At 54.9% G+C, this 13,001-nt stretch carries 13 protein-coding genes; 8 read left to right on the forward strand and 5 right to left on the reverse strand.

What is annotated here, in order from left to right:
- Window positions 1-19 precede the first annotated feature (19 nt).
- Together CWE17_RS03505 and CWE17_RS03510 are read right to left on the reverse strand one after the other, a co-directional pair.
- Window positions 20-1,297 carry a hypothetical protein gene (locus CWE17_RS03505; protein WP_131454983.1) on the reverse strand — a complete coding sequence of 426 codons (1,278 nt, stop codon included), beginning with the start codon at window positions 1,295-1,297 and terminating at the stop codon, window positions 20-22.
- A 36-nt stretch (window positions 1,298-1,333) separates the two neighbouring features.
- Window positions 1,334-1,732 (reverse strand): hypothetical protein, encoded by a 399-nt coding sequence (locus tag CWE17_RS03510; protein ID WP_131454984.1) that lies wholly within the window; start codon window positions 1,730-1,732, stop codon window positions 1,334-1,336.
- A gap of 633 nt (window positions 1,733-2,365) precedes the next feature.
- On the opposite strand from CWE17_RS03510, the gene CWE17_RS03515 reads away from it, so the two are divergent.
- Together CWE17_RS03515 and CWE17_RS03520 are read left to right on the forward strand one after the other, a co-directional pair.
- On the forward strand, window positions 2,366-2,935 hold the full coding sequence (locus CWE17_RS03515) for a hypothetical protein (RefSeq protein WP_131454985.1): 570 nt from the start codon (window positions 2,366-2,368) through the stop codon (window positions 2,933-2,935).
- Between the two features lie 511 nt (window positions 2,936-3,446).
- Complete coding sequence (locus CWE17_RS03520) at window positions 3,447-4,256, forward strand: Druantia anti-phage system protein DruA (RefSeq protein ID WP_161971409.1); 810 nt, start codon at window positions 3,447-3,449, stop codon at window positions 4,254-4,256.
- Here the strand turns inward: CWE17_RS03520 and CWE17_RS03525 are convergent.
- Entirely contained in the window at window positions 4,228-4,503 is a 276-nt protein-coding gene (locus CWE17_RS03525) for a hypothetical protein (protein ID WP_131454987.1), read from the reverse strand. The genes CWE17_RS03520 and CWE17_RS03525 overlap by 29 nt on opposite strands.
- A 480-nt stretch (window positions 4,504-4,983) precedes the next feature.
- On the reverse strand, window positions 4,984-6,276 hold the full coding sequence (gene argJ, locus CWE17_RS03530) for a bifunctional glutamate N-acetyltransferase/amino-acid acetyltransferase ArgJ (RefSeq protein WP_131454988.1): 1,293 nt from the start codon (window positions 6,274-6,276) through the stop codon (window positions 4,984-4,986).
- Here argJ and coaE point away from each other — a divergent pair.
- From coaE to CWE17_RS03555, 5 genes are all read left to right on the forward strand, one after another.
- Window positions 6,275-6,871, forward strand: coding sequence for a dephospho-CoA kinase (coaE, locus tag CWE17_RS03535; protein WP_131454989.1), 597 nt, complete (start codon window positions 6,275-6,277; stop codon window positions 6,869-6,871). The genes argJ and coaE overlap by 2 nt on opposite strands.
- A 173-nt stretch (window positions 6,872-7,044) precedes the next feature.
- Complete coding sequence (locus CWE17_RS03540; protein WP_131454990.1) at window positions 7,045-7,326, forward strand: hypothetical protein; 282 nt, start codon at window positions 7,045-7,047, stop codon at window positions 7,324-7,326.
- A 233-nt stretch (window positions 7,327-7,559) separates the two neighbouring features.
- Window positions 7,560-7,976: a hypothetical protein gene (locus CWE17_RS03545; protein ID WP_131454991.1), complete on the forward strand. Its 417-nt coding sequence runs from the start codon at window positions 7,560-7,562 to the stop codon at window positions 7,974-7,976.
- 91 nt (window positions 7,977-8,067) lie between these two features.
- Complete coding sequence (locus CWE17_RS12305) at window positions 8,068-9,633, forward strand: hypothetical protein (RefSeq protein ID WP_206338347.1); 1,566 nt, start codon at window positions 8,068-8,070, stop codon at window positions 9,631-9,633.
- Window positions 9,634-9,735: 102 nt separating this feature from the next.
- Window positions 9,736-10,293: a hypothetical protein gene (locus CWE17_RS03555; protein WP_240789227.1), complete on the forward strand. Its 558-nt coding sequence runs from the start codon at window positions 9,736-9,738 to the stop codon at window positions 10,291-10,293.
- Window positions 10,294-10,302: 9 nt separating this feature from the next.
- Here the strand turns inward: CWE17_RS03555 and gatB are convergent, their stop codons facing one another.
- Entirely contained in the window at window positions 10,303-11,790 is a 1,488-nt protein-coding gene (gatB, locus tag CWE17_RS03560) for an Asp-tRNA(Asn)/Glu-tRNA(Gln) amidotransferase subunit GatB (RefSeq protein WP_131454992.1), read from the reverse strand.
- A gap of 77 nt (window positions 11,791-11,867) precedes the next feature.
- Between gatB and thiO the strand changes: the two genes are divergently transcribed.
- The gene (thiO, locus tag CWE17_RS03565) at window positions 11,868-12,992 is read left to right on the forward strand and encodes a glycine oxidase ThiO (protein WP_131454993.1); all 1,125 of its coding nucleotides are present in this window, start codon (window positions 11,868-11,870) and stop codon (window positions 12,990-12,992) included.
- Window positions 12,993-13,001 lie beyond the last annotated feature (9 nt).

The raw sequence follows: 13,001 nt of genomic DNA on the forward strand, positions 1-13,001 counted from the left end.
TGCGCGATTGGCGACCAAACTAAATCGGTGAACCAATAGCACCAACAGCATATCCCAACTGCTTAATTTCATTATCCACTCTGGTTGCCCAATCGGCAATAATACGCCAAGTCTTTGCATCCGCCTCTTTTTTAAGTCTGTTAGCACGACCGCTCATAATGCAGATGTTACCAGGGCAATAACCAAGTTCAGGGATAATTCTATCAATACTTGCACCAAACTCCTTAAATCCCTTGCCTGTACCCTTTGTGTTGTGATCAATAGGGATTCCAAGAACGGGGCACTTATCTGGAATGACAATATCTTGAGGTAATAGAGTATGAGGTATCATCGCCTTTCTTGCTCTTGACCTAGAGTTCTGCCAGAGTTTATACTGTTTAGTTGCTATAAGTCCAGACATATTCCTTTTGCTTCCAGGAGGTGGAGTCTCAAAAGGAGGCAGTCTACGCAACTTTTCATAGAGACCTGTAGTTCTAATTCGGTCCTCTTCCTTTGCAAGCCAATCTGCAATAGCACGCATCTCCGCAGGCGTCGCATCCGACTTAAGTCTATTTGCCATCATAGAAGTGACAAACACTTGCCCCCTTAGATAACCCTTGTCTGGATAGAACTTGTCCAAGGAAGGAGCATTCTCTCTATTAATATCCATTTCTTCGTTAATCTCAATGCCAAGAATTGGACAGAATTTGGGAATGACTATTTCTTCGGGAGACAAATCAAAACCATATCCGCCTTGCGAGGCTCTACTACTTGCCCTACTCCATATTTGGTATTCCCAAGACTTTGCACCTCTTGAGGCCATTCCGTGAATCGTATGCAGTTCTCTAGATATTTCTGCTCTTCTACAACCACAAGATTTTATGGACCCTTTGAGTAATTGGTCTGGTCGTGCCAGATGATTCGTGCCGCAATCGCACTTACACTCACATAACCATCTGTAGCGAAGAACTCCTTTGTGGTCTTTGAGGTGAACACCAGTTTTTTTGTCAACTTCCTTTGTCTTTACCCACCCCTTAACAATCGTGCCCGTGAATCTCTGTCCAAGTGTCACTCCTGAATGCAAATGAGTATTCGCACAATATCTCTTCTTGCCATTCTTGTGCAGATTTTTGATTTCGTGCCTATTGACAATGAATTCAGTATTGCAAATACCACATTCCATTCGCCAGGTCACAAGAGACTGTCCTGGGCGTCCAGGTCTTGGTTTGGATTCGCCGAGTCCAAGAAATCTTGACCCAGCAATAACCTGCCCGATTCCAGGAACAACGACAAGTTGCTCACTCGACAAATCGCTCACTCCAGGAAATCCAAACCTTAAAGTATGGAGTTGATACTAGACTATCCTGCGACCACTATTCTTAATAGGCAACCAATCTTCGTAGTAGTTACTCTTTCTTCCTTCTCTAAGCCATTCCTTTAGGAGTTCATCTCCACCGTAGTGATTGATGAGTTGATGCAAGTTAAGTCCACCAGCACTTCCATTGGTATGACTGGGAAGAGAGCATTTGCCAGTGTTAGGACACAGGAGCATATATGTTGTTCCCTTCCGTCCCAAACCCATTATTGCTCCAGGACAACCACAAGCAGGGCATTTAACTCTATAAGCATCCATACCATTTGCCTGGCGGTACTTCTTACCACCAAGCTTTAAAACCATATCCATAAAGTAACGAGATTGAACACCCAGACCTGGATACTCCATAAAACCTGGACTAGAACCAGAAGCAGTCATATAATTCTTGCGATTGTTACCATATTGTAACATTAAAGGAGTATTTTAGCAAGAAGTTGTATAGATATAGTGTGAATGATTTTGGGGACCTTTGAGACCCTTAAGGACAATCAAAAGCACTCAAGGAACAGCGAGACAAGAATAAATAGAATTAAAAGTGATTTATAAATATGGTTTGATGAGCAATGCAAGGCAGCAAGCCATAAGAACTTAATAATCCAGCAATTATTCTAGTAAGTATTTAAGGAGGATATTATGACTACACTAACCAAGAACCCTAAACAGATTAAGAGAACAGTTTCCTACGGGAGCAATGAAGCAATTAAATTAAACAAGATGGAAATGATGCTAATGGAGCACTATGGTTATGATTTTAGTCAGTTACACAAGGTCCTCATTAGAGAGCGATACAATCAGGTGAGTTTATGAATCAGAGAATAGAACTACTCACAAAGCAACTTGATTTTTTATACGAGAAACTGGATCAGATTACAGAAGGGGTTAGTCAGCAACAAGTAGAATACTTGCTGACTAGAATTGATACCCAGAAAAGGATGATACTAGAAGAAGAAGTTAATATGACTTTTAGGATTTTGGAGGAACAATGAAGAGTATTCGCGTAGAAAACCTAGTATGGGAGATGCTTTTGGAGATTTCCAAGAAGCGTCGGTCAAAACCAGAAGTCCTCATCAAGGAACTCATAGAGGAGCAGTACAGGAAAAAATGAAAAGCAAGAAGGAAAATAGAGTACCCAAGCATTTAGTGCCTAATAATCCGCAAGCAGACAAACAACTTACGGGTGGTAGCGACTGGGACAGCAAAGTAATAGAACGAGAAAAGAAAAGGACCTTATACGATGGTTGGTATAAGACATACAAAGGTCATTACAAGCAGAATGACGAGAAAGGAGAACCAAGAAAGACCGAATATCTCACCATTGCTCCATCAGCACTCAAAAAGCAGAAGGAGTGGGATGCAAGGCAAAGGCTTAAAAAGAAGAATGCTGTCCCCACAAGGAAGGATGGGTCAAAAGTGTTTGAAGAATTCATGGCAGAAGCGAATAGAGTTCGCCCCTCTAGTTCAACCACAAGAATGGCGAAAGAGAAGATTGAGGATTGGGAAAACGCATACAGAGCAGCACAAGTACTAGATCAAACTACCTGGATAGTACTAATGAAAGATTTAGTCACTAACCTCATATAAAATGCTTGGGTCCCTTGAACCTACAGAGGCAACCAAAAACGAGAGAACTAGAAGGTTCGTTACTCACAAAAAAATCCCGCCAGATTTTTAGGTGATTTATAGAGTTCACTGTGGTATGAGCCACTGAGATTGCTTACTACAGGTGAAAATCCACATTGAGTTCCAGGACCAATTCGGTAACTGGCGGAATACGACACAGTACAACCAACCAAGTGCGTACAGAACCGCACAACAGCGTGCAAAGACCACGGGTAAGCGTCACCGCCTTGTGAACGAGCAAGGCACGGTAATGGACCTTCTCACGCACTAGACGACCACTAGCGTTGGGTTTGGCGTTGCTGGACTGGCGGTGCTGGTTGGCAAGGAGTACCTTCACCACCATCCCATATAGGTCGGTGTGACGAGTACGCCCAAGGGGCACAGAAGTCGTGCTCGGGGTCGGTTTGCTGAAGAGGCAAAACCGCCTGCAAAGCCAGTTCTGGTGTACCTGCCTGAACCGTTGCTGGAACGGTTGGACGAGTACGGACGGCAGAACGGCACAGGAAGAGGCAGGAGCATCACCAAACTCCTTGAGGACCTCCTACCAAGTCCTGCGCCACCAGAACCGCCTACAAGGGCGCAGAAGGACCTTCTACACCTGGAACTAGTGAAGAGGTCCAATCCCCTGTACCAGCAGTTCCGTTCACGGCACTACATACCCGATCGTGGACTGGTAGGGCAGCAACTTCAATACTTGGTCTTTTATGGAGGCGAGGTAGTCGGAGTTATTGGTGGTGCTAGTGCTGTCTTCACCAGTCAAGTTAGAGACGAGTACTGGGGGTTCGCCAAAGACAAGGAAACGAAAACCAGACAACTCAACAGCATTATCAACAACAACATCTTTCGCCTGGAGTACCCAGCACCGAATCTAGCTACAATGGCACTTTCAAGGTGGAGAAAGCAGATCCAAAGGGATTGGGAAGAACTCTATGGAGTTCAGGTCGCAGGTTTTGAGACATTTGTGGTGGAAGAGAGGTTGTGGAATGGGAAGACCAGAAACGGTGCTTGTTACCGTGCAGATAACTGGGAACTCCTTGGTATCACAAAAGGATATGGCGATACGAATGTGAGGGGCAGAGAGCACAAGAACAAAACACTCAAAGCTAAGAAACTGATTTACTGTCGCAGAATTGAGGGACGGGAACTCTGTTCCTCATATACGACCTCCTGGAATGACCCAGAAAGACAAAAGGAACTCAATCAAAAACGATTGGCGATGTTCGCCGACCCCTTGGACCTGCTACTAAAAACAGTTAGACAAGATTTAGAAGTGCACGATTGAGAAGAGGTCGCACACGCTCTGGTTTGAGCGTCTGTTTTGTCTTCTTATAATTGTCCCAGTTAGCGTAAGTAGGCAACTGTGTTTTGCCAATCACATACTGGATATATGATGGATCAAAGACTTCTCCATCAATATCAATCCAAAAGTGCTTAACAGGTCCCTTTGCATTACGACGACCAGTAGGACCATCCTTACGGCGAAGTTTAACCCACTTATCAAACTCTTCACCAGACAGGGGCGAGAGCATCTCTATCAAATGATAGAGAGCGAGGGTGGATGTATAGCACAAGTCCAAATAAGGATTAGGTTTTGGGTTCTTGTGTCGCTGAACCTTATGGTACAGACACTTGGGATTAGAACACCTATCCTTTCCACCACACTCATTCGCTAACTCAACCATAGAGCCACGAACAATAGTCATCAAATCCTCTGCAAGAGAAGTGAGGATAATTTTGCTAGACACATTCAAAAATCGTATGAACAACCTGTTCGTTTACACGCTGGGTTTATAGACGGTCAGGGTTTCGTCTTGGGTGGTGGGGCAGGTGCCCCTCTATGACTAGGACACTTTAGGTGGCCCACAACTTGTTGCTAACTCAAAAAGGTTTGCTTTCCCCTTAACTCTGTAGACCATTCAAGCAGAAAACTATGTGCGTATCAAGCGTTAGCAAACCGTTAGCACTAATCCCAGGGTCCCCAGAATGATTGGTGTAACAGGGTTCTACCGCTAGGTAGTGTAATCGGCGTTAATGCGCACGTATTGATCCGAGAGGTCACATCCCCAGGCACGGCCACTGCAGGAGCCATCACCCAGCTCCAATCGGATCAAGACGCTGTCGTCCTGGAGATAGGCCCCTGCAGCCCGCTGCCTCAGATAGCTCGAAGCGGCATCCCGGTCAAAGGGAAGGGGCCGCCCTGCAGCCATCAGCTGATAGGGCCCCAGCCATAGAGCCACCGCTTCGGGGTCAAAGTCCACACCGGAACGACCGGCAGCCGCCACGATCCGTCCCCAGTTGGGGTCGCGCCCATGCACGGCTGTTTTCACAAGCGATGAGCCACAGACCGTGCGGGCGATCAGAAGGGCCTCTGCTTCCGTTGCCGCACCCTCGACCAGCACATCGATCAAGCAGGTCGCACCCTCTCCATCACGGGCGATGGCGCGGGCCAGATGCTGTGCCACCAGGGTCACGCCTTCCTCAAGAGCCTCAAGATCGGCGGGAGCCAGCGGCTCTCCAGCCGCAAAGGCAAGGAAAGTGTCATTGGTGCTGGTGTCTCCATCCACCGTGATCGCATTGAAGGAGCGATCTACCGCTCGCTTCACCATGGCCTGCCAGACCTCAGCCGGCACGCCGGCATCACAGGTGAGATAGCCGAGCATGGTGGCCATATCGGGATGGATCATCCCGGAGCCCTTGGCCATGCCGCCGATCCGCACGCGACGGCCGCCGAGGTCCGCCTCAAGGGCGATCTGCTTATCAATTAAGTCGGTCGTCAGGATCGCGGTGGCGGCTGCAGCCCCGCCCTCAGAGCTGAGCGCGTCGACCAGGGGATCCAAGCCCGCCAGCAGGGTGTCCATCGGGATCGGCACACCGATCACGCCGGTCGAACAAATCAGCACCTCGTCAGCATCCAGGCCCAAACGATCAGCCAGCGCCTGCGTAGCCCTCTGGCTATCAATCAAGCCGCGATCGCCGGTGCAGGCATTCGCCTGGCCTGAATTGGTGAGCACGGCCCTGGCCCGACCCGAGCTCGCTGCCAACCGCTGCGCGCAAAGATCCACGCAGGCGGCACGCACCACGGAGGTGGTGAAGGTGCCGGCGCAAACAGCGCCTTCCGGGGCCAGTAACAAGGAGAGATCAGGCTTACCGGAGGCCTTCAGTCCTGCGGTGATGCCAGCCGCTTCAAACCCCTGAGGCGCGGTGATGCCCCCCACCAGGGGAGACCAAGAGATCGATGAGCCGCTGGTAGCCGCAAGCACGGGCGCACGCGAGACACTGGATCCATCCTCGCCCCGCGCCATGCTCAGCCAACGCCGGATTGGCCTCACCGGAGGGATTGCCAGCGGCAAGAGCAGTGTTGGTCGCTGGCTGGCGCAACAGGACATTCCAGTGCTGGATGCCGATCAAATCGCCCGTGACGCCCTAGTCACTGGAAGCGAGGGTGCCAAACGGGTGCTGGAACACTTCGGAGATCGGGTGCTGGCGAGCGGTTCGACCATGGTGGAAGGGCGCATCGATCGCGCGGCCCTGGGCCGGATCGTGTTCAGCGACCCAGACGAGCGGCGTTGGCTCGAGCGGCTGGTCCACCCCCTCGTCCGCGATCACTTCGATGGGGAGCTAGTAAGGCTCGAGCAGGAGCCAATCGTGGTGCTGATGATTCCGCTGCTGTTTGAAGCAGGCCTGGAGAGCCTCTGCACAGAAATCTGGGTTGTGTCCTGCTCAGAACAACAGCAACAAGAGCGACTGATGGCCCGAGATGCGCTGACGGCCGAGGAAGCCCGGCTCAGGATCGCCGCTCAGCTGCCCCTCGCCAGCAAATGCGCCAGAGCAGACCTGGTGATTGACAACGGTGACCGGCCAGAAGCGTGGATTGCGCTGGTCGAATCACAGCTCTGAGATCCAGCTCTGATCAGAAAAAGCAAGGAAGGATCGACTGTGCCGCAGTCGATCTCAGCGCCTGTGATCAAGCTCACAGGCCAGTGAGACCGGCATCAACAGGCGGCACGGCAATCGCAGAGAGCTTGGGTTCATCGGCAGCAAATGGCTCTGCTGCATCGCTCTTCACTCCCATGCTCCGCTCGCTCTCCCTCCTCTCCGCCGTCGCTCTCAGCTCCACCGCTCTGGTGATCGCCCACGGTCCCAAAACCGATCCCATGCCCATGACCTACGACTGCTTTGATCGCGGCGCCAGCACCACCGTGAGCTCAGGAGTGATTCAAGCTCCGTCTCAGGTTCTTGCGCCAATGCTCTCAGCATGGGCTGAGATCGGCGAAGCCTCCCCGTCTTTTTGCATGAAAGCATCGGTACCGCAAACCACTGGAGCGATCGACGTCGTTGTTCCCTTGGGCTGATGCCCCTCATCCCACCCAATCCGCCCCCGCCAACGCGGGGGCTTTTTCATGCCATTTCCTCAGCGGGCATCCCCAGAGCCCCTGCAGCGCAACTGATCTCGTCCTCTGTGACCAAGCTCACAGCCCCCTGAGACCGCGATCATCAACCCGTCGGTCGTTTGCAGAGATCTTGGGTTCATCGGGGACACACAGCCGCCCCCACTCCTCCCCTCTCCTCACCCTCACTGCAAACCATGACCCGCTCCCTTTCCCTCCTCTCTGCCCTCGCTCTCGGCTCCACCGCCCTGGTCATCGCCCACGGTCCCAAAGCCGATGCCATGGCCATCGCCTTCGACTGCTTCGATCGCACCACCAGTCAGCTCGTTGCCCGCAGTGCGGTGGACATGACCAGCCCCGCCGTGAGCTGCCTGCCCGTTCCCGGCACCACCACACCCGCCCAAACCTCACCTTCACCAACCAGCCCAGATCCCGTGATCGAGATCGGCGCAGGCCAGGCGGATTTCACGGGCGACGGAGCTGTCGAGCCAGGTGTTAGCGATCCAGCAGTCACCCCTGCACCCGAGATGAGCACCGGCGATCAACTGGGCTCTGCCGTCGGCCAACACCTCGGCAAATTGCTTGGGCAGGGCATCGCCGATCTTTTTCGCTGAACAGCACGTCACTTCACAACAAACATTTTTCAAACAACTGTCAAAACCAACACACTGACTAATTTCCAAACATCAACCCAAAGAAAACACCATGTCTCTCCTCAACCAAGCCCGTACAGCAACCAGCGCCATCACGGCCACCGCACTGATTGCCACTGCAAGCCTTCAAACTCCCTCAGCCTCCGCCAACAACGGAGTGAACTGCGAAAACGGACGCTCCCTCGGCCAGTTTGTCATCAAGTCTAAGTTGAATGACCGCTATGTGAGCGGCGGCCATCACAACGATGCCCTGAAAGCCAAACTCCGTGACCAACCAGCCCCCGGAAGCGAAGGCGTCTTCGAACTCTTTGATGTCAGCAACCTGCCTGGCGCCGTCAGAAACACATTTGCCCTGCGCAGCGTGAAAAACCCCAATGAGTGGTGGCGCGTGAAAAACAACGATGAAACCGTGCTACTCGGCTCCTACCAATGCAAGTCAGACCGGGAAAGTACCACTTTCGTAGCAACAGGACTAGGCGGACGGATGGCACTGCAATCCCGCAAAAATGACAAGTGGCTGAAGGTCAACAATGACGACAGATTGAAGGCCTCCGTCGACAATCCCAACGGGCGCGATAAATCCATCTTTTTATTTAGCCAAGTGAACCAAGTACCGGGCCCAGCAGAACTCCAGCCCAATCCAGAACCCTCTCCCCAACCCGAGCAGCCCGTCAACCTCAACGGCTGGTGGCGCGGCAATGACAACAGGCTCTTTAACATCAGCGTGAATGGCAGCAATGTCACCATCAAGGGCTTCCAAAGCTCAGGACAACCGCTGAACATCTCCACTGGGATTGTGAATGGTGCCCTGATCAGTGGAAACTGGAACAACTACTGTTATGGAGCACGGGGTTCCTTTGCATTCAGCCTCCGCAACGGAGCACTTGTCAAAGTCGGTGGCAACCTGTCAACCCAAACCCTGGTTCGCATCAACACCCCCGCCAACGTCAATCTCTCAGCCCAACCGAGCTGCGGCACACCCCAACCACCTCAAGACCAGGCACCCCCGAACCTGAATGGCTGGTGGAAAGGTAACAACAAAGGTGTCTATTCCGCTCAGCGCAGCGGCAACAACTTCCAGATGAAAGGCTTCCTCAATGGCAAACCCTTCAACCTGATCACCGGCACCATCCAGGGAAACATCATCAATGCGTCCTGGAAGAACTACTGCAACAACAGCACCGGCAGCCTCAAGCTGCGCATCGAACGCAATCGACTCGTCAAAGTCGGCGGCAACCCTGGCTTCAACACCTCCTGGACACCCACACAAAAACCCGCATCCATCAGCAGCCGACCCGACTGCAATCCACAACCTCAGGTCAACCTCAATGGCTGGCTCAAAGGCAACAACAAAGGTGTCTATTCCGCTCAGCGCAGCGGCAACAACTTCCAGATGAAAGGCTTCCTCAATGGCAAACCCTTCAACCTGATCACCGGCACCATCCAGGGAAACATCATCAATGCGTCCTGGAAGAACTACTGCAACAACAGCACCGGCAGCCTCAAGCTGCGCATCGAACGCAATCGACTCGTCAAAGTCGGCGGCAACCCTGGCTTCAACACCTCCTGGACACCCACACAAAAACCCGCATCCATCAGCAGCCGACCCAACTGCTGAGCGCCGCCCACACCGCACGCTGACAACAACGGCCACCGAACCTGCGCCCCGCCCATGGCGGGGCTTTCCCATCGCCAGGGATTGTCCATCAGAATTCAAGGTATGAACCACCTGCTCCACCTGAGCGCCATCGGCTTGAGCGCCTTCAGCCTGGCCGCCGCCAGCATCAGCTGCGACAACGCTGCCCAAGCACAGGCGATCACGTTCCGCTGTTATGACCGTACATCAGGAGCTCTTGTCGCTGTCAGCGCAATCGACCTGAGCTCATCACAAGTGAGCTGCATGCCGGCTGCCGAGTCGGAGGGGTTGCCAAATCCAGATCCAGGCGAAGCTCCAGCACCGAGCAACGCTTCAATCCCTGACAGCAGCCCAAACGATCCCCTCGCCGCACGACGCAGCATCAACCTGGCTCGCGACACAGCAATCCGGCTCAACGGTGGGCTCAGCGTCTACAGACCCGCCAGTTGCATGTTCGCCGGCGCCGCAGGCAATCCCTGCCTCAGCCGTGAAAATGACGACTTCGTCTTCAACATCCCTGGAGGGCCACCGGGTTGGGAGCAGAGCGGTGAAGCCCCCAGCATTCAGACGATTTTGAAAATCGCCGCCGATGGCCGCTCGGTGCTGAACGAGCTGTACAACGGCCCTCCGCAAACCAACTGAGACGGGGCTTTAGCCCCCCTTCAGTTTCTGAGTGAGGATCTGATTCGCCAGCTTCGGATCAGCCTTTCCGCCGGTCTTCTTCATCAGCTGGCCAACAAAGAAACCCTGCAGCTTGTTCTTACCGCCGCGGAAGGCTTCCACCTCCTCAGGGTGAGCAGCCAGGAGCTCTTCGACGATGGCGGTGATCGCGGCCGGGTCGCTGATCATGCCCAGGCCTCGCTCATCGACGATCTTGGCCGGTGAGCCACCCTGCTCGAGCAACTCAGGAAGGATTTCCTTGGCGATCTTGCCGCTGATCTTGCCGCCATCGATCAGTTTCACCATCTCCGCCAGCTGCTCCGCGCGGAAAGGCAAGTCCCCGTAGCTGAGACGGTTGCTGTTCACATAAGCGGCGATATCGCCAGTGATCCAATTGGCAGCAAGCTTGGCGTCAGCACCTGCAGCCACCACAGCCTCGAAATAATCCGCCATCGGACGTTCGTCGGTGAGCACCCGGGCGTCGTACTGCGACAGACCAAGGGTCTCCGCATAGCGATGGCGCTTAGCCGCGGGCAGCTCCGGCAGTTCGGCACGCCAGGCTTCGCGCTGATCCACGCTCACCTCGATCGGCCCAAGATCAGGATCGGGGAAGTAGCGGTAATCACTGGCTCCCTCCTTACCGCGCATGCTCTTCGTGAGCTGCTTGCCCTCATCCCAGAGTCGGGTCTCCTGCACCACGGGTTCGCCGGTTTCATAGGCCTTGATCTGGCGCTGAATTTCGTAGTCACAGGCCTTCTGAATCGCCGAGAAGGAGTTCATGTTCTTGATCTCCACCTTGGTGCCAAAGGGGGCATCAGGCCCCTGGCGCACGGAGATATTGACGTCACAGCGCAGGGAACCCTCCTGCATGTTTCCATCGCTCACGCCTAAATAGCGCATGATCCGGCGGATCTCAGAGGCATATTCAGCAGCCTCGCGACCGGTGCGCAGATCGGGCTTACTGACGATCTCAGCGAGCGCAACCCCAGCGCGGTTGTAATCCACAAGGGAGTGGGTGGAACCCGCCAGTCGATCGCTGCCGGCATGCACCAGCTTGCCCGCGTCCTCCTCCATGTGCAGACGCTCGATACCGATGCGTTTGAGATAGGTGTCTTTGCCTTTTTCTGCCACTTCCACCTCGATCCAGCCGTCCTCAGCGATCGGTTCGTCGTACTGAGAGATCTGGTAGTTCTTCGGCAGATCGGGATAGAAATACTGCTTGCGATCGAACTTGCAGTGCTCCGCGATGTTGAGGTTGAGGGCCATCGCCGCCTTCACCGCATACTCGAGCACCTTCTGATTCAGCACAGGCAAGGTGCCGGGCAAGCCGCACACCACCGGGTCGATGTGGGTGTTGGGGTCATCACCGAAGGCCGTGGAGGCGCTGGTGAAGATCTTGCTCTCGGTGCCCAGCTGCACATGGGTCTCCAGACCGATCACGGCTTCCCAGTTGCCCGTGCCCGCGCCGTTCGCTGCCATCCGCCCAGATCCCTGCTAGCCGGCCAATCCTATGGAACGACGTCGTTAAGGTCGGGTGTCTGAACCACAAGGGGGCAATGGCCGACGATCCCGTCGTGATCCTGGGAGGGGGACTGATGGGGCTGGCGGTGGCCCATCAGCTGGCCCGCCGCGGCCAGCAGGTGACCGTGCTGAGCCGCCGCCGCAGCGAAGCGGCTGGATTCGTGGCCGCCGGCATGCTGGCCCCCCATGCCGAGGGCCTGAGCGGCACCCAGCTGCGTTTCGGGCAGATCAGCCTGGAGCGGGCCCCAGGGTGGGTCGCCCAGATCGAGGCCGACAGCGGCCTGCCCTGCGGCCTGCGCTCCAGCGGCATCGTGGTGCCGTTCCGAGATGCAACGGAACGGGACCACTACCCCACCGCAGCCTGGGGGCAGGCCCTGAACCGCACCCAGCTCGAGCGGGAGCTACCGGGCCTGGCCCCGCAATGGAGCACAGGACTGCTCTTTGCTCAGGACGGCCAGATTGACAATCGCCGCCTGCTGATGCGGGCCCTCGAAAGCGCCTGCGCCGACCGCGGCGTGCGCTTCCAGGAGGGCTTAGAGGTCCTGGCCCTCGAACAGGACGGCAAACACCTGCAAGGAGCACGAGTCCGTAACGCAGAAGGAACGGAATACACACTGAATTGTTCAACAGCCGTGCTCTGCAGTGGCGCCTGGAGCGCCCGACTGCTCTCCGCCCTCCCGGTGTTTCCCGTGAAAGGGCAAATGCTGTCCCTCCAGGCCCCTCGGGGCGCCCTCAAGCGGGTGATCTTCGGCCCCGGCACTTACCTGGTGCCCCGCGAGGACGGACTGGTGGTGGTCGGCGCCACCTCCGAACCCGAAGCCGGCTTTGAGGAAGGTCTCACCCCCCAGGGACAGCGGACCCTGCAGGACGGCATCGCCTCCCTGCTGCCGCAAGCCATGGACTGGCCACCGATGGAACGCTGGTGGGGATTCCGACCCTGCACCCCCGACGAGGGCCCTCTGCTGGGGGCAAGCCCGATCACGGGGCTCTGGCTGGCCTGCGGCCATCACCGCAATGGGGTGCTGATGGCGGGCCTGACCGCAGAGCTGGTGGCGGATGCGATGCAACAGGAATCCCCCAGCCAGCTCAATGGTGAGCTGCTGGGGGACTTTCGCTGGGACCGGTTTGAAGCCGGGGCTCTCAGCAAGAACCCTGACTGATCGGAAGGA

It is taken from the genome of Synechococcus sp. BS56D (genome assembly GCF_004332405.1).
Taxonomy (GTDB): Bacteria; Cyanobacteriota; Cyanobacteriia; order PCC-6307; family Cyanobiaceae; genus Synechococcus_C.

Excerpts from the sequence above, each read along its gene's own strand:
- CWE17_RS03510 (WP_131454984.1), bottom strand. The coding sequence starts at position 1,732 with ATGACTGCTTCTGGTTCTAGTCCAGGTTTTATGGAGTATCCAGGTCTG.
- CWE17_RS03515 (WP_131454985.1), top strand. The coding sequence starts at position 2,366 with ATGGGAGATGCTTTTGGAGATTTCCAAGAAGCGTCGGTCAAAACCAGA.
- CWE17_RS03525 (WP_131454987.1), bottom strand. The coding sequence starts at position 4,503 with ATGCTCTCGCCCCTGTCTGGTGAAGAGTTTGATAAGTGGGTTAAACTT.
- coaE (WP_131454989.1), top strand. The coding sequence starts at position 6,275 with ATGCTCAGCCAACGCCGGATTGGCCTCACCGGAGGGATTGCCAGCGGC.
- argJ (WP_131454988.1), bottom strand. The coding sequence starts at position 6,276 with ATGGCGCGGGGCGAGGATGGATCCAGTGTCTCGCGTGCGCCCGTGCTT.
- CWE17_RS03540 (WP_131454990.1), top strand. The coding sequence starts at position 7,045 with ATGCTCCGCTCGCTCTCCCTCCTCTCCGCCGTCGCTCTCAGCTCCACC.
- CWE17_RS03545 (WP_131454991.1), top strand. The coding sequence starts at position 7,560 with ATGACCCGCTCCCTTTCCCTCCTCTCTGCCCTCGCTCTCGGCTCCACC.
- CWE17_RS12305 (WP_206338347.1), top strand. The coding sequence starts at position 8,068 with ATGTCTCTCCTCAACCAAGCCCGTACAGCAACCAGCGCCATCACGGCC.
- CWE17_RS03555 (WP_240789227.1), top strand. The coding sequence starts at position 9,736 with ATGAACCACCTGCTCCACCTGAGCGCCATCGGCTTGAGCGCCTTCAGC.
- gatB (WP_131454992.1), bottom strand. The coding sequence starts at position 11,790 with ATGGCAGCGAACGGCGCGGGCACGGGCAACTGGGAAGCCGTGATCGGT.
- thiO (WP_131454993.1), top strand. The coding sequence starts at position 11,868 with ATGGCCGACGATCCCGTCGTGATCCTGGGAGGGGGACTGATGGGGCTG.